The sequence below is a fragment of the Puniceicoccus vermicola genome, from assembly GCF_014230055.1.
GTDB classification, from domain to species: domain Bacteria; phylum Verrucomicrobiota; class Verrucomicrobiia; order Opitutales; family Puniceicoccaceae; genus Puniceicoccus; species Puniceicoccus vermicola.
In genome coordinates, this window is the sequence record NZ_JACHVA010000126.1 from 112209 (window position 1) to 132374 (window position 20166).

Here is a 20166-nt window from a genome sequence, read left to right on the forward strand (position 1 = left end):
GTTACTATGATTTGTCCTTCTTCTTATTTTATCTCGGGTCTTTTCTGCATTTTGAGAGAGGTAACTATCATGGAGAAAGCCCACTTTTCGCGTTTGCATTATGAGAATCCATTTCATCCTTTGTTTTTGTCTCTCAGCGTTCGGGCTATCCGTTCTCTCTGCTCAGACCGATAAGGTTACGACGACTCCGGCGTTACTTCAGCAGGGATTTGGCCCGGGTGGGGCTCTGCTTCCGAGGGATGGTTCTAATTACTGTGCGCCGACTTCGAGTGCGAATTCGGTGCTTTGGTTGAACAACAACGGCTATACCCGACTTTACGAGACGCCGTTTGCTTCGGCCTCTGATAATGAAATGAACTTGGTCCGTGCGCTGGGAGGATTAATGGGGACTGAGGCGCAAGGGGGAACCGGTTCGGAGGGGATCGCCCAAGGATGGGAGACCTATCTCAATCTGAAAGGTTATGGAGGGTTTACGGTTACGGGCTTTGAGGCGGGGGAGAATATTTCCTACGCCGATTACGATCTCAAGTTTCTTCAGAATCAGAATAGTGGCTACAACGTGGTAAATTTCGCCTACTTTTGGGGCGCGACCGAAGATGGTATCGACAAGATCTTTGGGGGACACGCGACGACCCTGTTGAAGTCCGATCCTCTCAATGATGAGATCATTATCAACAACCCGGCTCCTTTCACGGCAGGCGATAATCCCGAAACTCATCCGGTACAGCGGATCGATTTTATGGGAGGAACGGATGTGATGGCCGTTGATTTCTCTGCGGAGTATGGGGGGCGGCAGGTCTGGGGAGTGGCCGGCTTTGCGACCGTGGTCGCTCCGGATGTGAATCCCGAAGGCAGTGGCACGCCGACGACCTGGACGATCTCCGGCGACCAAGTCATTAATACCAATGGTTCTTATCTTACGGTCGAAGCACCGATTTCCGGGAGTGGACGGCTGATCAAAACGGATTCTGGCGACGCCGATGGGACACTCGTTCTGAAAAGCGGAGTCGGCGGTCTCGCAGATCCCTACACCTTTACTGGAGGTGTGCTGGTCGATGCCGGAACCTTGTCGGTGCTGTCCGATGCGGCAAATCCTGTTGGGACTGGCAATGCCGAGATCAGTGGCGGATTTTTGGAATTTGCTCCCGACGGCTCCGGTGAAAACTTGACGCTCGCTCTGGCGGGCGATGCCGGATCCACCTTCAGCTTCACCGGAGGGGGTGGGCTCGTTGTCGATAAGGGCGATCATCTCTCGGTGGAGTTGATTCTGGGTGGGAATACCGACGGAACGACCTCGAACTTTGTCCGCGGCGAACAGGGGGGCCTCATGTTGCTCCCCGCTTCGGGGATTGCCGAGTTGGGGAAGAGTGAGCGTATCCGCGTTGCGGGCACGGGAGGAAACCTGCCCCAGATGACAAACGGGATCGTCAACCCTCACGTGGTTGGTGCCGATCCGACGCAGTCTTTCGATGGATCGTTTCTTTCCTATGACGGCACGCGCGGCTTTGAAGCGCACACCGGTACGAATACGTCGGGAACGCCGCTGGGCTCGATGGGGGCGACGGATGTTGCCGATGTGACAACGAATCAGACGGTGAGCGGTTCGCAGATCATCTACGCGCTTCGGGTCGGGGACGGGGTAGAGGTCGGCGGAAGCGGAACCCTCAATGTCGGTAGCGGCACGACCGGAAGCTCCGGAGGCGTCATTCTGAACGGAGGTCGCCTCGCAAACGCCGAAACTCGTTTCGGGCAAGGCCAGGGCGTGGTCTACACCAGCTCGCGGGGAGGGCAAATTGATTCGACGATTACAACGGCCGACGGCGTTCTCTATTATGGACCGGGCATGGTGAATGTCACGGCGGCAAACACGTACTCGGGGGGGACGCTGGTTCAGGACGGTCACCTGCAGGTGAGAAATTCTTCCGGATCGGCGACGGGAACAGAGGCCGTTCTGATCAGTCGCAATGGGGTCGTTTCCGGGGATGGGTCGATTGCGGGCTCTGTTGAAGTGGAAGGGATTGTCGTTCCCGGAGTTTTTGGAACAACGGGAGATCTGACCCCTTCGACGCTCACCGTCGGAGGCGATGTATTTTTCGCAACTGATAGCATCCTCGACTGGACGCTGGTCAGCCTTACCGATGATTCACTCGGAGGAGCGGCTGGCGCAGACTGGGGATTCCTCTCCGTCGGAGGGGCACTGTCGTTTGACGAAGACAGTACTCTACGGCTGAACTTTGAGGGGGTCGCTGGGCCGGAATCCGGAAATGCCTTCTGGGCCACCCAGCGTCTCTGGAGCTTTATTTCGTTTGGCACGCTGACTGGTTTGGACAATTTGGAGATCTTTGGAAGTAAACTCGAATACGGAGATTTTCAGCTGGTTGAGGATTCGGAGGACAGTGTCGTGCAGTTGGCTTATGTTCCGAACGGGGGACTGGTGATTCCCGAACCTGCCGCCTATCCGTTGATCGCAGCATTTCTGGCGTTGGCGGCCGTGGTTTCCCGCCGGAAGCGGAGGGAGTAAAACGGGGCGTAGTGCGTGGGTATAAAACGCGGGAGTGGAACCACAGAAAGCACGGAATTCACAAAAGAGATACCTGGGTAGATTTGCGTAGGACTAGGTTCGTTGTACTGACTTTAGCCAGCACGTTGGCTGGGAAGTTGGAATTCGCGGGGCCTCTCGAAATGGCTCTTCCATGCTTCGCTTCATCCGCTTCGGAGGACTCGGCGCCTCTCCGCTGGGGAGGGGAGGAGGATGCCGGAACGGAACCGTTTGGGAATCGCACGACTAAAGTCATGCGCGTACGTTGGAGGAGTCGGTATTTCTCGACGGATCCCTCGAAATGGCTGTCGCCCTTCCGCTCGGGATGGTTTTGTCGATTGGAGAGGAACAACGAGAGTCGTTTCTACGAATCTGCGGAAGAAGTTGAATGCATCGATACCTCGAAATGGCGATCGCCATTCCGCTCCGGAGAGAGAAGGGTGAGGGCGGATCGGGAACCATAGGGGAGCGGTGATTTTTTTCGACATTCTTGCCCCGAGCGGAGAACCTATTATGCTTCTTCTTGATGCCACAGGGCCGAACAGAATACATCGAGAAATCTTCCCCTGTCATCATGCGTCAGGTTTGGAAGGATCTGCTCTTCTTGCATTGGCGGTTTGATCCTGAATGCATCGCGGCGACCTTGCCTCCCGGTCTGAAGGTGGAGACTTTTGATGGATCGGCATGGGTAGGGATTGTGCCGTTTCGAATGGAAAAGATCCGGGTGTTTGGGATTCCTTTGCCACCGGGGTTGCGTGCTTTCCCCGAGATCAATCTGCGTACCTATGTCCGGGACGAGGAGGGGCGGTCAGGGGTGTGGTTTTATTCGCTCGATGCGGCTGATCGTTTGGCGGTTTGGGGCGCGAGGACGTTCTTTCATCTCAATTATCGCTTTGCTCATATGGAGGTGACACGGGTAGGGGAGGAGATCGTCTATGCCTCCCGCCGGGACCGTGAACCTGTGGAGAAGACCGATCGCTTCCGGTGGAAGGCGCCGGAAGTCGGGCTCATGGAGGCTCGAGAGGGGTCTTTAGAACATTTTCTCCTCGAACGGTATCGTTTGTTCTCCGCGAAGAAGCAGGGCAATCAGCTCTACACGGGAACGGTTTCCCATGAGCCGTACCGATATAAGGAGGCCGAGGTCTCGGAGTGGAGTGCCCACCTATTTTCCCTCAATCAGTTCGCTCCAATGACCCGCCCACCGGATTCCTGCTTGGCATCTCCTGGATTCCCTGTCGCCATTCATCCGTTGCGCCGGGTGCGGTAAGCCGGAGGGTCGCCTGCAGAAAGGGTGAGAGCGAAACAAAATGCATGTGTGTGATGGGTAGGGGAGGATGAGGTCATTGGGATGAATTGAACTGATGGAACACCTTTAGGTTCGTAAAGTTTGTTGTAGACAAGCCACCGAATTGAATCCTAGGGTCGGTTTCCGGCTTTGCTCTGGCTTCCGTCTGTTTCTATTGGTATATGTTTTTCCTGATTCTTTTTGTCATCGCAGCTGCGGTTCTGTTTTATTTTTACCGTCGGAATCGAGACGGGGCCGAATCTTCAAGATCCGGTGTCAGTGGCAATGAGAATAGGCCATTGACGATCCAGAATGTTCGGTCCGGGGGAGTGATTCAGTTGGAGGGTGTTGGCGAAGGTCTTGAAGACTTCGACGTAGTCGTTAAATCCAGGCATCTTTACGAGGAAGACGGCTTTGTCTGGTATGAACTGGAGGGTGAAAAAGGTATTGATCCGGTTTGGATAGAGATTGAGGAAGATGACGAACTCGAGTTGAGCATATGTTTGAATAAGCTGAAGCTCAGCGAGATTGGAGTTACGGGTTCCGACATCAATGAGATTGGTGATCAGGGAAAAGGATTTATTGATTTCGATGGCATGAAGTTTATCTTTGAAGAGTCGGGAAAAGCCCGGTTTTTTCGAAACGGTGATCGTTCTTCGGGGGGGGAGAAATTTCGATATTGGGATTTTGAAACGAAGGACGGAATGCGGTATCTTAGTGTCGAACGTTGGGGAGCAGAGGAATACGTCGCTTATATCTCGGAGCCGCTCCGTTTGGGGCAAATTAAAATATTTTCTCTCTCTTGAAGGGCAAATGGCCCACTTTTTTTCTCCTAGTTCTTTAGACTCCCCACTTTTATGAGCCCATTTTTGATAGATTTTTTGACTGGAGCGAGCTTCCTAGCACTAGCCTTGGTCATCGTCATGGCGGCGAAACTCATCAATGACTTCTTTATTCCTTACTTGATTGATGTCCAACTCGCCCGGCATGACAATACCGCCCTTGCCGTTAGCTTTGCAGGTTACCTGCTCGGGGTAATCATTATTTTTATTGGTGCTTTTGTCGGACCAAGTTATGGGCTGGTCGGAGATCTCCTGCGGGTTGGTGGATGGTCTCTGGGTGGGGTTTTCTTGTTGAACCTGTCAAGAGTTATCAATGACAAGTTGATTCTCTACAAATTCTCCAACGTTAAAGAAATTATCGATGATCGGAATGTGGGGACCGGTGTTGTTCAAGCGGGCTCGTACCTCGCCTCCGGCTTCATGGTGGCTGGCGCGATCAATGGGGAGGGGGGAGGAATTTTGACAGCTCTCGCCTTCTTCTTCGCTGGGCAGACTGTACTGGTTCTATTTGGTCTTCTTTACGAGAAAATGGTTCCCTATGAGGTTCAACAGGCAATTGAAGACGATAATGTGGCGGCAGGTCTAGCATTTGCTGGCGCCCTGGTAGCCATCGGGATTGTTCTTGCTCATGCTTCAGGAGGGGCCTTTGTCGGATGGGGCGATAATTTTGTGACCTTTCTACGAGAAGCGGCTCTTGTCATCATTCTTTTTCCTTTTGTGCGGTTTTGTTTCGATAAGATTGTTCTCGCTAAGATCGATCTGAACCGTGAGATTTCAGAAGATGGCAATGTGGGTGCCGCTATTTTGGAAGCCTCATCGATGGTCGCATTTGCAACCGTTCTCGTCTTCATATTCGGCTAAATCTATCTGATCTATTATCATGCCCACACGAAGTGAATTTCGTTCCAATCACATCGATCCCGATATCGAGAGTTCCAGTCGTGGATTAACTCCCTACTCCATGGTTTTGATCGGGTTTTCCATGCTTTGTTTTCTTGGGGCTTTCTATATGAGTTTAGGGGCGGGTGCCGTCCAAAGCTTTACTTTCAATCCAGGTGAAGAGAAGCAAATTGAGCAGTTGAATGTCAAAGAACCCAATACTGTATTCCTTGTCGATGTATCGCAATCGACATCAGGGCTTACAAATAATAAGGGGTGGAGTGATGTCTCTGTGAATGTTGGGAGCCCGGAAGGTTCGAACTTGATGGCGTTCGGGAGTGATTTCTGGCGTGCGAGCGGTTACGATGACGGCCCTTGGAGTGAGAAGAAAAATAGCTTCGATATGAAAGTCACTTTTCCGATTGTCGGTAAATATCCGGTGAGTATCGAGAGTGCCAGTTCTCCTCCCAACTACAACAAGCCCGTCTTAGTGAGATTTGAGCCGAAGCGGGGAAGCACGATTCCGTTTTTTGTTTTCGGAGTCGTCGCGCTGTTGGTTGGGATTGTAATGGGGTATTACGCTAATCGGGAAGCGGTTAACACTGCCATCGCTAATAGTATTGAGTAATTTCTAAAATGTCCAAGAACGCTAAGCTTATCCTATTCAGTTGTTGCCTTCTTGCCCTTTTCGGATTGGCTTGGCTTGCTGGAGTCCGAGGATGGGGCTATGCTGGCTACGGAACTGAACGTAATGAGTCAGGTCATTACTACGGGCACCGCGGGCCGAGCTTCTTTTATTTTGGAGGAGCACGTTATTATCCGACATCGTCAGCGCGAGGCGGCAGTGTTGGGGGTCCGGGGTCGGCCGGATTGGGACCCGGTGCCGGGAAGTGAGATGTCCGTTTGCCGAGTAATTCAGCGACCGCATGGCAGAAATTGAATCAGGGAGGGACGATCCCGAGGTTTTCCCATCCCGCTTGGCGAAGCATAAGGAGACCTCTGTCCTCATTATCGCCGTCTTCGTTGCGGGACTTTGTTCAATCGTCTATCAGTTGCTGATCAGTGCGACGTCGTCGTATTTTCTCGGTGACAGTGTCAAGCAGTTCTCGCTCACAATAGGTCTTTATATGGCCTCGATGGGTTGTGGTGCATGGCTGTCGCGATTCGTTCAGTTCAATCTCATCCGGAATTTCATTTTTCTCGAAATTGGACTTGGTTTTCTCGGTGGAGCAAGCGTTCCGCTACTCTATCTTTGTTACGCGGCTTTCCCAGATGCTTACATCTATGTCATGATCTCTCTATCTCTCGCCATCGGTTTACTGATCGGCTTTGAGATTCCCCTGCTTACCCGGATTCTGGAACGCTATTATAGTTTGAAACTCAATGTTTCTAATGTTTTGAGCATTGACTATCTGGGGGCGTTGATTGCGACCTTGCTTTTCCCATTTGTACTTCTCCCGTTCTTCGGTACCTTCCGTAGTTCTTTGATTGTTGGGCTGATCAATCTCGGGCTCGGAGTGCTTATGCTGGTATTTTTCGGACGGAAGGAGTGCAGGAGCAGCTCTTCCGTTCTGGCTGTTCTCAATGGTGTCACTGCTATCGTGTTGGTGATCCTTCTCGTTGCCGCCAATATGCTTATTGGTCTGTGGTCGCAGAGCTTGTATTCAGATCGGATCATTTTTGATCAACAGAGTCGTTATCAGAAAATTGTGTTAACGCGATATGCCGACGATATTCGTCTTTTTTTGAACGGAAATCTTCAGTTCTCCTCTAGGGATGAATATCGCTATCACGAGTCTTTGGTGCATGTGCCCATGGCTGCATCTCGAGGTCATTCGCAGATTCTACTCCTCGGCGGAGGAGACGGTATGGCGGTCCGTGAGCTTTTGAAATACCCGGATGTTTCTAGGATAACGGTCGTTGATCTAGATCCTGCCGTAACCAGCTTGGCTAGAAAAAATCCATTGCTTCGCGTGCTGAACGAAGATGCTTTCGAAGATCCAAAAGTCAAAATAGTGCATCAGGACGCCATGCGTTTTTTGCAGGATTCGGTTCCAGCGAGCTATGATGTGATCTTGGCGGATCTACCCGACCCTAATAACCTTTCCCTTTGTCGGCTCTATAGTCGGGAGTTCTTTAATCTGGTAGCATCTCGCTTGACCGCCAGCGGTGTTTTCGTAACGCAGTCCACTAGCCCATATTTTGCCCGCCAAGCCTTCTGGACCATTGAGCGCACCCTCAAAGAATCAGATTTTTCACAAGTTCTTCCTTACCACGTCCATGTTCCATCTTTCGGTGATTGGGGCTTCAATCTCGCCGCGAAGTTTCCAGTTTTGCCGGATTTGATTCGAATGCCGGATGTCTCAACACGCTTTCTCGACGGAGAACTTCTTGCTCGATTGTTCCATTTTCCTTCCGATATCGACAGGCCGAAGAGAGAGGTGCAGGTCAGCACGCTTGATGACCCGAAACTTATGCACGCCTACTTGAAAGGCTGGAATTACTGGCGCTGAACTACGGAGCTATTTCGGTACACACCATGTTGCTTCTCATTATTAACAAGTTCTTTCCTCCGTCTTCTTCCCTCAGGAGACTGGCCTTTGTGCTGTTTTGGACGTTTTGCCTCAATTTTGTCTTTGGGGCAGCCTTCTACTTTGCCGAACGAAATGTACAAGAGGGATTATCATTAGCCGACAGTATATGGTGGTCCATGGTGACAATGACCACAGTCGGCTACGGTGATTTTTACGCGCAAACTAGTTTCGGTCGATTTCTGGTATCTTATCCGACGTTTCTCCTCGGTATTGGGTTGCTTGGTTATTTTCTTGGTTCGGTAGCCGATGCAGTGATTAAAGGGGCTTCGGCGCGACGAAGGGGACTTGTAACTATTATGAAACACAATCATTTTCTCATTTGTGGTCATCCATCTACTTCGAAGGTTTTACAAATAATACGTGAGCTTCGGGTGCTCGATGCATATCGCGGTGCAAGCTTCGTGCTCGTCGCGAATTCGATAGAAGAATTGCCTGGAGAATTGGCTTCTGAAGGGGTGCTTTTTGTTAGAGGGCGCCCCCAGTCGGAAGACATTCTCCGCAAAGCAGGTGTGGAGAAGTGCGATGGTGTTTTCGTCCTTGCTGAGAATCGAGATTCTGAAGATGCCGATGCACAGACTTTTGCTACTAGCGCCATCATCGAGAGTATTTCCCGCGAATGCGGTCGGGATATTCGAGTCGTTTCGGAATTGATAGGTCGTCAGAATATGAGGATGATGCAAAGAGCTGGCGGGGATGGAATTGTGGCTCATGAAGGAATCACCGATTGTCTTCTCGTGCAGGAATTTCTAAGCCCCGGTATGAATGAGATTTTTCATCAAATCATCACCAATCGTATCGGTTCCCAATTTCACATACTCAAAACACGTTTGGTAGGGAAAAAGGTTCGGGATATACAGGTCGCCGCCATTAAGCATCCTAATAGCATGCAAATTATTGGCCTTATCCAAAATGGGAATTTCATTCTAAATCCATCGAATCGGCATGTTATCGGAGTTAATGAAAGGTTGATTATCCTTGCTGAAAAAGCGGCGAACTTTGAAGATGTTGAAAATTCAATTCTCGCGAACGACCCTCCATCCTCATGATGGTTGTAAGAAAATAACCCATCAAGATTCTCTCAAAATACCAGAATTATGAACGGACCTATTATCCACACCACGCGCACTGACGGCTTGATCGATTTTCTTCAATTGCAGGGGATGGAAGTCGAAGCCCTTGAATCGCCGATTTATCGTGTAGTTCGTGATGGCGAGCTTCCTGTATACCTTAACATTGGGGAAGAGGTGCTCACGTTTGAAGTGGATCTTGGCGGGGTCTGCGAGATTGCATGCGAAGAGCTATATAGGGCGTTGCTCGACGCGAATACCGAGATCCAGCCGGTTTCGTTTGGGCTTGATAGCTCGAATCCCGAGGATCCTCGATTGGTTCTCGAGGAAAGCAGAGTGATCGGGGATCTGTCTGATCGCGAGATCCTCAGTGTTTTCGACGCTCTTGAACTCGCTGCCGACAAGGCTGAACAAATTCTCGCACCTTTCCTCAAGTAAATTATAAGCGGAACCCAGGAGACCCAAACCATGAGTATTTTTTCACGCATCTTCAAAATTGGCCAAGCCCACGCTAACCGGACTATCGATAAGTTCGAAAAGCCCGAGGTAATGTTGAATCAAGCTATCGAGGATAAGGATAAGCAGATCCGTGAAGCCAAGCGGTCGATACAGAGCTGCATCGCGACAGAGCGAGAAACCAAGAAGCAGTTGGAAAATGAGAAGGCTGAAAAATTCTCCTGGGAACAAAAGGCTCAAGCCGCGCTTCGAGCGGGTAAGGAAGAGCTCGCGGTCAAAGCTCTCCAGCGGGCGACGGAACACGAGCAAAAGGCAACGGCTTTGCAAAGTAATTGGCAGCAACAAAGAGACGCTGTCGACGATCTGAAGAAAGACGTATTCAAGATGGAGGATGAGCTTGCCGAGTTCCGTCGGAATAAAGATTTTATTATTGCCCAAAGTAAGGCCGCCGATGTGAAAAAGGGCATTTATGAGGCCAAGGCCAAAATTAGCAAAAAAGGACGTGGGGCCGATGATCTCATGGCCCGAATGAAAGCCAAAGCAGAAAGGACCTCGCTCGAAGCCGATGCCGCTCAGGAGCTCGCCGACACTTTCGAAGGGAAGGATTCTTTGGAGACGGAGTTTGAGGAACTCGGAAGTGGAGCGAGCAGTCCGGATATTCAGGCTAAACTCGAAGCGATGAAAGCTGAGATGAAAGGGGCGAAAAGCTCATAAATTTCTAGAGTCCTGGTTTCGTAGTTTATTGAGATGTCAACTGGATGGAAATCCTCATCCGTTGTTCCAGAAATGATATTGGGACATCACCTCCTTTTGGATTTGAGGGGATGTGCATCAGAGAAACTCGATTCGGTGTCCGTTGTGGAAGAATTGCTTCGAGAGGCGGCGGATACTGCAGGTGCTACTATTGTTGAGGCGACATTTCACCATTTTGCACCGCAAGGAGTTAGTGGTGTTCTCGTCATCGCGGAAAGTCACATTGCCGCTCACACTTGGCCAGAGTATGGGTATGCGGCAATCGATTGCTTCACTTGTGGTCAGTCTGAGATTCTTGAGCGCATCGCTATGTTGATCGCCAAAGGTTTTAGAGCTTCCAATTGTTCACGTAGGCTTCTGGCGCGAGGACCGTTGTCTTCGGAGGCGGATTTTTGCGATGCGACTGACCTTTCGGGAAAATGCTGAGGTCCTGGATTAGACCCTATTTTCGGCTTCGGACGTTTGTTACCTGAGAATCGGTGTCTTATGCCAAGAGCTGTTGTCGAATATTGCCTCTCTCCCGCTTTGCGAGCGTCCCCCTCTGAAAGGGAGAGCGTGGCAATCGATACGCTGGAAACTCGTTTTGAAATCTTCTTTGCATTGTTTCTCGGTGGGAGAATGGATGGCCGATGGGGAACGAAGGAGTCAGAATTAGAATCAGAAGTGGCTCGTCAATTGGGTTGGTCTAAGACTGACCGAAAATTGCTCACTTCAAGGCTCGACCATTTGGTTTCCTACGATTTGAGCCTTTTTAAAAACGCCGCCAGATGCCGTCCTCTCGGTCAAACAATCTATCGCTTGGCTTTCTGCGCCGCTGCGATTGACGGTGTGCCAAATACCGACGAGCGGCGCTTTCTCGGAAATCTGGTGCAGCGACTGTTAGGGGCTTCCGATTCTGAAGCCGAGTCGCAAATTTTATCGAAGTTAGCCGATGCATCTTACTTTGGCTCATCTGGATTGGAGCTAGGGCAGTCTAGTATAGAAGAAGATTCGAGGAGTTCCGTCTTTGGAGGATTGGGTCAAGGTGCTCCTCATCCGATTCGACAGCCTCTCAATGAAGTGATGTCCGAACTGGATGGTTTGATTGGTTTAGAGGGGGTTAAAACGGAGATTAAACGTTTGGCGAGTTTTCTTGAAATCCAGAAAAAACGTTCAGCTGCCTCTTTGCAGGTTGCCGATATCTCTCTTCACATAGTGTTTTCTGGTGCACCGGGAACAGGAAAGACTAGTGTCGCTCGCATTATCTCCAAAATATATCATAGCCTCGAATTTTTGGAAAAAGGGCATCTCGTGGAAACGGATCGTTCTGGTTTGGTCGGACAGTATGTTGGGCATACTGCTCAAAAAACAAATGAAGCCGTTGATCGTGCTCTTGGTGGAGTCCTTTTCATCGATGAAGCCTATGGACTGTCCCGATCAGAGGGTGAGAGCGATTTTGGTGGTGAAGCCGTCGATACACTGGTGAAGAGGATGGAGGATGAACGTCATCGACTTGTGGTTATCGTTGCTGGATATCCAGAAGAAATGCAGGGGTTTCTCGACTCGAACCCCGGTTTGCGTTCTCGATTTAACACTCATTTGCACTTCGAGAATTATTCCGCTGCCGAACTCTGCAAGATCTTCAAAATTTTTTGTGATAATAATGATTATCGTTTGAGCGCGAAAGCAGAGACGAAGCTGTTTGAAATTTTCAAAAAAGAGACCGAACGGGCTGGGAAAGGTTTTGGAAATGGTCGATTTGCGAGGAACTTATTCGAGCAGATTATTCGCAATCACGCTTTTCGCTTGAGTCTCAGAGAGGGACCTTTGGATCGAGAGACCTTGGAAACATTGGCCTTGGAGGATATCGCAGAGTAGACTAGGCCCGCACGCCGGCGTAAGGATTTAGATGGGCTTCCGGTCGTTCTCTATGTTGTTCGTTCGGAACTAAGTTCTATCTTTACCTTTTTTAAGGGAGAACGATTGAGGCGCGCTAAGCCCCTATTCAGCTTACCCCGATCTGATCAAACCTTGCCACCTGTCGAATGCGGTGAGTAGCGTCGGATCCATGGGGAGACATGCCACCGGAGAATTCAGGGAGAGAATTTCGCATTTTTGTTGCGGGAGGGCGTTGCTTCGGCTTTCGGGTCCAAGGACTTGGCTGTGTCTGCTGGCGACCTTGGGGATCGGTTCGACTCTTTGGGCAGAGGATGTTGATCCAGAGGATTGGATTCCACCAGCGGCCCGGGAAAACCCCAAATACGACTGGATGCAGCTGACTTCGGGGGAATGGCTCAAAGGGGAATTCTCCCATATGTATGAGGACTCGGTCGTTTTCGACAGCGACATTTTAGGTGAACTGACGATCGGTTGGGGAGGTGTGAAACGGGTGCGTTTTCGGAACCCCATGGGGGTTCGCTTGGATGATCGGACGGTCCATTACGATACCATCCGCATGCTCGATGGGGATATCACTTTGGAAAGCTCCGAGGAGACTGTGCCCAAGAGTCAGGTTGTTTCGATCACTCCGGTTTATAAGACCGAGTGGAGCCGTTGGAAGTTGGAGGGAAAGGTCGCGTTCGATTTTCAGTCGGGGAACACGGACGAGACCCGCTACACCACAACCCTATCCGCCACTCGGCGAACGGTCAGCACCCGTTTCAATGGCGACTATATCGGGAATTACACCAAAACCGATGGGGACGAGACGGCGAATAATCATCGGGCCAGTTCCAACTTCGATTACTTTTTCGATGAGCGTCTGTTCATTCGCGCGATCGACGCGGAATACTACCGAGACCGGTTCCAGAACATCAATACGCAGGTGACGGTGGGTGCCGGTGTCGGTTATAAGTTTATCGATACGAGTAAGTTGGACTGGGAAATCCAGTTCGGCCCCGCTTATCAATATACTGAATTTGCTCAGGTTCCCGCAGGGTCCGATCGGACGGTCAGCAGTCCTGCAATCGTCCTGTCCTCGACCTTGGGGTGGGATATTACCGCAGACCTTGACTATACGCTCAATTATCAGGGCACGTTGACGAACCGGGAATCCGGGCTCTATTCACAGCATATCGTCTCGTCGCTGGATTATGAACTGACCAGCGTCTTTGACGTCTTCCTGATGCTACAGCTCGACCGGGTGGAGGAGCCTCAGCAACGTGCCGACGGTAGCACCCCGAGAAAGAACGATCTGACCGTCTCCGTCGGTCTCGGGATTGACATTTAGGTCTCGATTTCCGGTAGACTAGTCGAAATGGCTGTCGCCCTTCCGCTCCGGGGATTTGGATTGCTGGAGAGGAACGACGAAAGTCGTTTCTATGACCTGCGGGTGAATTTCGGTCTTTCCGCTTGCTGAGAGAATCGGCGTTTGCGAGGAGGTTGTCTTGGGGCGGAAGCTTTTCCCTGCAGAGGAAATCGCACGACTAAAGTCATGCGAGAACGATGGAGAGAACGGTGATGTCCGTTTCTACGACTTCGCCGAGCGGTGACCTTTGCCGTTGAGGCCCTTGAGGTGCTCCACTTCGGAGAGGTCGGCGGAGATGGAGTAGGCGCGACCGAATCCGAGGACCAAACGTCCATTAGCCGGTTCGAGGCGGATGAGATGGAAGTCCTCCATGTCCTTGAGATGCTTCACGACGCGGCCAAACTTTTCTTCAAAGCGTCCAAGCATCGCCTCCCAGGCGGGAGTGCCTCGTTCGATGGTGGAGGCTTGGGCGGAGAAGGAAATGCGTTTGCGGGCGAAGATTTGGTGCGCCGCTGACTCGTCCTCAATGATCATGAAAGAGGCCTTTCCGGTCTCAAGGAGGTTCTCCGTGTGGTCGGCGATCTCACTGACGTAGATGTAGACGTTGCGATTTTCGTCCAAAACTGCCGGCGAATAGCTCGCAGTGGGTTTTCCCGCGGCGTCGACCGTCGCCAGCTGAATGCTCTGGAGGGCGCCGAGCATCTGCTCGTATTCCTCCTGAATTTTGGCGAGGTCGTTGGCTGGAGGGGTTGGCATTTCTTGAGTTTGAGTCATAATCTCAATAGGGTTTAGGGAAGTTGGCGCAGTTTGGAAAGGATTAGTTTTGGGGAAGAAGCATTTTGCTCCGAGGAGGGGAGGGGGGCCTTTGGTTCCAATCGGGAGTCTCGGGTCGATTTTGTTGATACCAGATTCTCCGGTTTATTTACCACGAAATGCTAGGGTTGAAACTTTTGTTCAGGTGGATGTCTATGGGATCCTTTCTGGGCCGTGGCGTTCTGATCTTTTTTGTTCAGTCGAGGCGTTTGGAATATGAATATAGAGAAATCTACCCCGCCCCCCAGTTCTGAAGCTGGCCTTCCTGGAAGAGTGATACGTCATCTTTCTTCGGAAAGCAGGCAATATATTGGGTCTCCAAGTCTGGCGGTCCTGCCGGATGGTAGTTATGTGGCCTCGCACGATGTTTTTGGCCCCGGAACGGAGGAGATGGACTCTGGCAAAACCCTTATCTACGAAAGTTCCGATTGCGGAGAAACGTGGGAGGAAATTGCCGTGGTTAGATCCGCGTTCTGGTCCAATCTCTTTGTTCACGAGGGTTGCTTGTATTTGATGGGGACGACTCATCATCACGGTCTTGTCGTGATTCGCCGCAGCGATGACGGCGGGCACACTTGGTCGATTCCAGCAACGCCTGAGACCGGACTGCTGACGCCCTACGGACAATTTCACACGGCTCCGGTTCCGATGCTGATTCATCGAGGACGGATTTGGCGATCCATAGAAGATGCTACGGCGAGCACGAGTTGGGGGGTGCGGTACAACCCGATGATTATGTCGGCACCCTTGGGGGCGGATTTGCTCCGTCAGGATAGCTGGTCGTTCAGTCAGATTTTCCGTCAGGAGTCTGACTGGTTGAAGGGGAGTTTTGGTGGTTGGCTCGAGGGGAATGTCCTGGCTTTGCCGGATGGTCGGATCGCCAACCTACTTCGTGTGGATATTGATCAAGGAGGAGTGGCAGCTTTGGTAACCTTGGGTTCGGACGGAAAGAGTCTGAGATTCGATCCGGATCGGGATTTCGTAGATTTCCCCGGAGGCGCTACCAAATTTACGGTGCGAAAAGATCCTGTCACTGGAAGCTACTGGGGTCTCGTGAATGCAGTCCCTTCTCATCATGCAAAGGATCTGCCCCGTCATACTTTTATCCGAAATACTCTCTCCCTTCTCTATTCCGAGGATGGGCGTCAATGGGAGTTGCGTTCGACCGTCCTCTATCACCCGGAAGCGAAGCGACACGGATTTCAATATGTGGATTGGCTCTTCGAGGGAGAAGACATTCTGGCCGTAAGTCGAACCGCCTGGGATGACGCGAGCGGTGGGGCTCCCAACCAGCATGATGCCAATTTTCTGACCTTTCATCGCATTCGTGATTTTCGTTCACTGAATCCCGAGAACGATTCGGAAATATTTTCGACCAACGGAGATTCGTCGAAATCCATTTGCATCTGATTTACGTCCGCGATCTCCAAGATTTGAATTCACCTAACCTCCTATTCCCCTATGCATTTTCCATCTCTTCCCCGTCTCTCGTTTTCTGCTTTTGCCGTGTTGATCTCTCTTGGCGGTGCGACCCTACTTTTCGGAGACAATCCGGCCATTGAGCCTGCCCCGCGCAATACCTGGATGGACCAGCATAATCGCTTGTTGCAAGTGGTGGAGCGAACTCCTGAGGCGCCTCTGATCTTTGTGGGGGATTCGATCACGCGAAATTGGAACAGTCGTGGGAGAGATGTTTGGAAAGAGCGCTACGCCGATCTCCCCGCGATCAATCTGGGGATCAGTGGGGATAAGACAGAAAATATTCTTTGGCGTCTTCAGCACGGGGCTTTGGAGGGTTTGAGTCCCAAGGCGGTCGTGGTGATGGCGGGGACGAATAATATTCATCGGGACGATGCTGAACAAATAGCGGAAGGTGTGGAGGCAATCGTAGACGAAATTCTAGAGCGTTGTCCGGACGGTCACATTCTTCTTATCGGGATTTTCCCCCGCAGCTCGAACCCTCGGGCTCCAGAGCGTGTTAAAATCAAGGAGGTCAATTCGACGATTGCGGGGTTGGCGGCCGAGCCTCGGGTCGAGTTTCTCGATATCGGAGACTTGCTGCTGAATGAGGACGGATCGATGGACCGGGAACTTTTTCCAGATTCACTGCATCCGTTGAGTGAAGGGTATGTGATTTGGGCGAATGCGATGGCTCCACAATTGGACGAATGGATCGGTCAGCCGTAGTCTGAGAATTTGTAGGGTTGGCGGTAGGAGAGGATTGGAATTTCTCGCGGGAAATCCATTGAAGGTTTTGGATCGGAGCATTCGCAGTTTTCTTTGTCTCTGTGGGGCTTCGGAAGATGCAAAGGACGAGCACTGGAGACTTGCTCTCTTCGAAGAAAGAACGAGAATAGTATGAGCGGAGATCGGAAAACGGGTCCGGCCGATTCTGTCCGTTTATGTATGGAATCGCTGGAATCACTTTGTGGCAGATTTGGAGGCAAGTTCAGTCGCCAGCGAGGTGCTTGGCCTTCGACTTCGCGTGACTACTGGCTGATTTTTGAGGCACTCCACCCGATTTCAGTCGGGTATGTGAGTCGAAGTTCGCAAATTCACAGTAGCTGGGGAATGCGGTGGCATTTTGAAAATCGGAAAATGCGTAGTTTGGACTACTATTCCTTGATTTTCATCACCCGTGGACGCGGGCTCTACTACGATCATCACACCGAGACGGATTTGGAGGTTTCTGCGGGGGATTTGATCTGTGTTTTTCCCAGCAAATCCCATGCCTATGGTCCTCGCCCTGGAGAATCCTGGGATGAAATCAATGTGGAGTTTGTCGGTCCGGTTTTCGACAGTTGGATGGGCGTCGGTCTTTTGGATCCTTCGCAGCCGATTCGCTCTTTGGCCGCTTCCGATTCTCCGGAGAATATTGATTACTGGCTTCAGCGTTTCTATGAGGTCGTTTTGCCGATCGTGGAGACCAACACCTTTGAACCCACGTTGAGCGACACGGGGAGAATGGTGGCCCTGATTGCCGAAATGAGCGACACTTGGCAGACGGGTACCTGCGACACGGATCTGACTTGGATGAATGAGGCAAAGAGACGCCTCAAGGAACTTCCCTTGAAAGAAAAGCCGGACTACGAATGGTTGGCAGGTTCCTTCTGTATAGGAGAGCAAGCGTTTCGTAAAAAGTTCAAACGACTCAGTGGGCTAACTCCGTCAGAGTATCGATCTCGTCTCCAGATCGAAGCGGCTTGTCACCTGTTGATTTCCGAAAAGCCGATTAAAGAGATTGGCTACGATTTGGGATTCGGAAGTTATTATTATTTCTCCCGACGTTTCAAGCAGCTTACGGGCATGACCCCGGGACAGTACCGCAAGAATGTGACGGCTTGATGGTTGTGCTTCCACGGGAGAGCATTCGGGGTGAAATGTCTTTGGATTGTGGGTGCTAATTTCGGTGTGCTGCTCGATACCAATTAAGACAATATAGATATTGAATTGTGTGGGGGATGGAATTTGCGGAAGAGTGAATTCTTTAGATGATGGAGGGTATGAATCGCTCCCCACGCCCTTGGGTCAAGGTTTGCCCCATCCCAAGAATTTTTCCCCTTAGGTCCTCTTTGTCTAGAGATGGATTTACCTTAATCGAGCTCCTCGCTGTAATCGCAATACTGGGTGTTTTGACGTCCATACTGATCCCTGCGATCGGCTCAATTCGTAGCGGAGCAAAGAGTTCCCAGTGTAGGTCCAATCTTCGTCAGATCCATGGTGGTGTCATTCTTTATGCGACGGAGAATGAAGGTTGGCTGCCTCCGAATGAAGACGATAGAGGCCATGGAGCTTGGTGGAAGCAGATCTATCCCGCCTATATCGATGGACCGGGAGTATTTCTCTGTCCGGCTGATGAGACGGAAGGCATCTCAGATGAGAATGCAGATCTGGCTTGGAATGGGAAACTTTCATACGGAGCCATGGGGAACGATGACCCTTACGCCAAACAGGGCGTCATGGATAAGAAGTTAAGCATGTTTTCCGAGCCGAGCATTTCCGTAATGTTGGTGGACGCTCATCGAGAGGGGCGGCAGCTCGCCAAGAGTTGGTTCTACAATTGGCCCCGTTACTCTCCTGACATTGTTCCGGCCCATGGAGACAAAGTCAATCTGGCCTTCGTCGACGGTCACGTGGAGGACCTTTCGGTCGAGGAGATTGAGCAACGGTTCGATGAGGACCGTATCCGGATTTCTTACGGGGGAATGCCCTCAAGAACTGAAAAACTAACCCGTTAATCTTAGAACCCCAAAATATCATGAATGCGACTTATACTTATTTCTCGGTGGTAATGCTCTCAGTGTTGTCTCTCCAGGCCGCCGACTTTTCCTGGACGAACGGCTCCGTGGGAGGAAACTGGAGCGATGGAACGAATTGGAACCAGAGCGGCTCGGTCCCAGGTAGTTCCGATAATGTTGTGGCTCCGACCGCTTTCGGCCAGGTTGCTATCGACACGGATGTGGAGATTCAAAACTTCACTTATGCGACCGGAGGCAGTAGCTGGTCTCTGGTCAACATCGGAGCCGATCATACCATGTCGGTGAACCAACTCTATAAGGCGGGTGGATTGTCTCTCTACTTTACCTCGAATTCCGCCACCGAAAAACTCTCTTTGGAGGTAGGAGAGTTGGTGGCGAGAGACGGGATTCTGAATTTGGGAGGAGTCAATTCCTGGCAAGCGAATGCTCTGGGAAGTCTTTCCGTGTCCGGTACTACCCATGTGTATGGCAATTTGAACGTGAATGCGGATAATGCCTCCCTCGGGTTAATTCATTTTCGCGAAGCGGGGGGGACCTTGGCGATAGCTTCATACCGGACGGGAGGTAATGCGACGAGGTCGGTTTCTTCCAGCGGTTTGACAGGAGATGCAGGGTCCCTGTACGTAACTTCCGCAAACCTTCAGAGTTCGTCGGCCAGTCTGGAAGGTCAGTTAACCGTCAATACAGATACGGATTATTCCTATTCCGGAGAGCTTGTTGATCGTGGAGGGTCCGGGACGGTTGGGGATGTCACACTTTCGTTGATCAAGGCGGGAGTCGGAACCCAAAGTCTCAACGGGTCCAACACATATAGTGGAACGACGACCGTGAACGGAGGGACTCTTCTCGTCAATGGGACGCATTCGAATGCCGGTTCGTATCAATTGAATGGCGGAACATTGGGCGGTAGCGGAACCATTTCGACCACAGACGCAGACGTAACGGTCGCCAATTGTGCTGGATTGACCCCCGGCGATAACGGTGTTGGCGTGTTGAGTCTTAACTTGGGAACCGGGACCCTCGATTTGTCTGCGGCCCTTGAGTCTCAGGACGTCTTGGCCTATGAACTCGATTCGATTGGAGCCAGTGATCGGATTGATTTGACCGGAATCTTGAACATCGGCTCGGGCGTTCTGGATCTGAGCAGCTTCTCTTTCGATTTTCTCAGCGGGGTTGAAGAGGGAAGTTACACCTTGATCAGCTCCTCTGAAATCATTGCGGGAACCTTGGGAACCAATTTGAGTGGCACACAAGATGGCTGGGAGTTGGATCTCTATCTTTCTGGAGACAATCAGAAGGTAATGATGGATGTTTCGGCGATTCCAGAAGTTTCTTCTACGGGACTGTTGATGGGAGTCGGTGTTCTTCTGTTCCTCGGTTCTAAGCGGAAGCGTTAGAAATGATCTATTCTTGTTTCGCCATTTGCGACTCTTATTGGGTGAGACGCTCGATC

Annotated in this window: 18 protein-coding genes; 17 read left to right on the forward strand and 1 reads right to left on the reverse strand. The window is 51.1% G+C overall.

The window, feature by feature from the left end:
• The first annotated feature begins 100 nt into the window (after nt 1-100).
• From H5P30_RS16415 to H5P30_RS16470, 12 genes are all read left to right on the forward strand, one after another.
• Complete coding sequence (locus tag H5P30_RS16415; RefSeq protein ID WP_185694000.1) at nt 101-2521, forward strand: autotransporter outer membrane beta-barrel domain-containing protein; 2421 nt, start codon at nt 101-103, stop codon at nt 2519-2521.
• 544 nt (nt 2522-3065) lie between these two features.
• Complete coding sequence (locus H5P30_RS16420; RefSeq protein ID WP_185694001.1) at nt 3066-3806, forward strand: YqjF family protein; 741 nt, start codon at nt 3066-3068, stop codon at nt 3804-3806.
• A 200-nt stretch (nt 3807-4006) separates the two neighbouring features.
• The gene (locus H5P30_RS16425) at nt 4007-4630 is read left to right on the forward strand and encodes a DUF4178 domain-containing protein (RefSeq protein ID WP_185694002.1); all 624 of its coding nucleotides are present in this window, start codon (nt 4007-4009) and stop codon (nt 4628-4630) included.
• Nucleotides 4631-4681: 51 nt separating this feature from the next.
• Nucleotides 4682-5527 (forward strand): DUF350 domain-containing protein, encoded by an 846-nt coding sequence (locus H5P30_RS16430; RefSeq protein ID WP_185694003.1) that lies wholly within the window; start codon nt 4682-4684, stop codon nt 5525-5527.
• Nucleotides 5528-5546: 19 nt separating this feature from the next.
• Nucleotides 5547-6173, forward strand: coding sequence for a hypothetical protein (locus H5P30_RS16435; protein WP_185694004.1), 627 nt, complete (start codon nt 5547-5549; stop codon nt 6171-6173).
• 298 nt (nt 6174-6471) lie between these two features.
• The gene (locus H5P30_RS16440) at nt 6472-8058 is read left to right on the forward strand and encodes a polyamine aminopropyltransferase (protein WP_185694005.1); all 1587 of its coding nucleotides are present in this window, start codon (nt 6472-6474) and stop codon (nt 8056-8058) included.
• Between the two features lie 26 nt (nt 8059-8084).
• Nucleotides 8085-9185 (forward strand): potassium channel family protein, encoded by a 1101-nt coding sequence (locus tag H5P30_RS16445; RefSeq protein ID WP_185694006.1) that lies wholly within the window; start codon nt 8085-8087, stop codon nt 9183-9185.
• 48 nt (nt 9186-9233) lie between these two features.
• Nucleotides 9234-9644 carry a hypothetical protein gene (locus H5P30_RS16450; RefSeq protein WP_185694007.1) on the forward strand — a complete coding sequence of 137 codons (411 nt, stop codon included), beginning with the start codon at nt 9234-9236 and terminating at the stop codon, nt 9642-9644.
• A gap of 30 nt (nt 9645-9674) precedes the next feature.
• The gene (locus H5P30_RS16455; protein WP_185694008.1) at nt 9675-10376 is read left to right on the forward strand and encodes a PspA/IM30 family protein; all 702 of its coding nucleotides are present in this window, start codon (nt 9675-9677) and stop codon (nt 10374-10376) included.
• A 72-nt stretch (nt 10377-10448) separates the two neighbouring features.
• A complete protein-coding gene (gene speD / locus H5P30_RS16460; protein ID WP_185694009.1) occupies nt 10449-10841 on the forward strand; it encodes an adenosylmethionine decarboxylase in 393 nt (130 codons plus the stop codon).
• Nucleotides 10842-10970: 129 nt separating this feature from the next.
• Entirely contained in the window at nt 10971-12272 is a 1302-nt protein-coding gene (locus H5P30_RS22550; RefSeq protein WP_185694010.1) for an AAA family ATPase, read from the forward strand.
• A 190-nt stretch (nt 12273-12462) separates the two neighbouring features.
• Nucleotides 12463-13623, forward strand: coding sequence for a DUF481 domain-containing protein (locus H5P30_RS16470; RefSeq protein WP_185694011.1), 1161 nt, complete (start codon nt 12463-12465; stop codon nt 13621-13623).
• Between the two features lie 240 nt (nt 13624-13863).
• On the opposite strand, the gene H5P30_RS16475 is transcribed toward H5P30_RS16470, so the two are convergent.
• Nucleotides 13864-14415, reverse strand: coding sequence for a HugZ family pyridoxamine 5'-phosphate oxidase (locus tag H5P30_RS16475; protein ID WP_185694012.1), 552 nt, complete (start codon nt 14413-14415; stop codon nt 13864-13866).
• Nucleotides 14416-14844: 429 nt separating this feature from the next.
• Here H5P30_RS16475 and H5P30_RS16480 point away from each other — a divergent pair, with 429 nt between their 5' ends.
• The 5 genes from H5P30_RS16480 (at nt 14845) to H5P30_RS16500 (ending at nt 20110) form a co-directional block, all read left to right on the forward strand.
• A complete protein-coding gene (locus tag H5P30_RS16480) occupies nt 14845-15864 on the forward strand; it encodes a sialidase family protein (RefSeq protein ID WP_185694013.1) in 1020 nt (339 codons plus the stop codon).
• 51 nt (nt 15865-15915) lie between these two features.
• Nucleotides 15916-16641: a GDSL-type esterase/lipase family protein gene (locus tag H5P30_RS16485; RefSeq protein WP_185694014.1), complete on the forward strand. Its 726-nt coding sequence runs from the start codon at nt 15916-15918 to the stop codon at nt 16639-16641.
• A 384-nt stretch (nt 16642-17025) separates the two neighbouring features.
• Nucleotides 17026-17799: a helix-turn-helix domain-containing protein gene (locus H5P30_RS16490; RefSeq protein WP_343075449.1), complete on the forward strand. Its 774-nt coding sequence runs from the start codon at nt 17026-17028 to the stop codon at nt 17797-17799.
• A 227-nt stretch (nt 17800-18026) separates the two neighbouring features.
• Complete coding sequence (locus tag H5P30_RS16495; protein ID WP_221774390.1) at nt 18027-18692, forward strand: prepilin-type N-terminal cleavage/methylation domain-containing protein; 666 nt, start codon at nt 18027-18029, stop codon at nt 18690-18692.
• Nucleotides 18693-18712: 20 nt separating this feature from the next.
• Nucleotides 18713-20110: an autotransporter-associated beta strand repeat-containing protein gene (locus H5P30_RS16500; protein ID WP_185694016.1), complete on the forward strand. Its 1398-nt coding sequence runs from the start codon at nt 18713-18715 to the stop codon at nt 20108-20110.
• Nucleotides 20111-20166: the final 56 nt, after the last annotated feature.

Bases quoted from the DNA above. Each gene is read 5' to 3' on its own strand.
- H5P30_RS16480 (WP_185694013.1), top strand. From the start codon at position 14,845: ATGGACTCTGGCAAAACCCTTATCTACGAAAGTTCCGATTGCGGAGAA.
- H5P30_RS16415 (WP_185694000.1), top strand. From the start codon at position 101: ATGAGAATCCATTTCATCCTTTGTTTTTGTCTCTCAGCGTTCGGGCTA.
- H5P30_RS16430 (WP_185694003.1), top strand. From the start codon at position 4,682: ATGAGCCCATTTTTGATAGATTTTTTGACTGGAGCGAGCTTCCTAGCA.
- H5P30_RS16440 (WP_185694005.1), top strand. From the start codon at position 6,472: ATGGCAGAAATTGAATCAGGGAGGGACGATCCCGAGGTTTTCCCATCC.
- speD (WP_185694009.1), top strand. From the start codon at position 10,449: ATGATATTGGGACATCACCTCCTTTTGGATTTGAGGGGATGTGCATCA.
- H5P30_RS16435 (WP_185694004.1), top strand. From the start codon at position 5,547: ATGCCCACACGAAGTGAATTTCGTTCCAATCACATCGATCCCGATATC.
- H5P30_RS16475 (WP_185694012.1), bottom strand. From the start codon at position 14,415: ATGACTCAAACTCAAGAAATGCCAACCCCTCCAGCCAACGACCTCGCC.
- H5P30_RS16490 (WP_343075449.1), top strand. From the start codon at position 17,026: ATGCGGTGGCATTTTGAAAATCGGAAAATGCGTAGTTTGGACTACTAT.
- H5P30_RS16420 (WP_185694001.1), top strand. From the start codon at position 3,066: ATGCCACAGGGCCGAACAGAATACATCGAGAAATCTTCCCCTGTCATC.
- H5P30_RS16450 (WP_185694007.1), top strand. From the start codon at position 9,234: ATGAACGGACCTATTATCCACACCACGCGCACTGACGGCTTGATCGAT.
- H5P30_RS16485 (WP_185694014.1), top strand. From the start codon at position 15,916: ATGCATTTTCCATCTCTTCCCCGTCTCTCGTTTTCTGCTTTTGCCGTG.
- H5P30_RS16455 (WP_185694008.1), top strand. From the start codon at position 9,675: ATGAGTATTTTTTCACGCATCTTCAAAATTGGCCAAGCCCACGCTAAC.
- H5P30_RS16445 (WP_185694006.1), top strand. From the start codon at position 8,085: ATGTTGCTTCTCATTATTAACAAGTTCTTTCCTCCGTCTTCTTCCCTC.
- H5P30_RS16470 (WP_185694011.1), top strand. From the start codon at position 12,463: ATGGGGAGACATGCCACCGGAGAATTCAGGGAGAGAATTTCGCATTTT.
- H5P30_RS16500 (WP_185694016.1), top strand. From the start codon at position 18,713: ATGAATGCGACTTATACTTATTTCTCGGTGGTAATGCTCTCAGTGTTG.
- H5P30_RS16425 (WP_185694002.1), top strand. From the start codon at position 4,007: ATGTTTTTCCTGATTCTTTTTGTCATCGCAGCTGCGGTTCTGTTTTAT.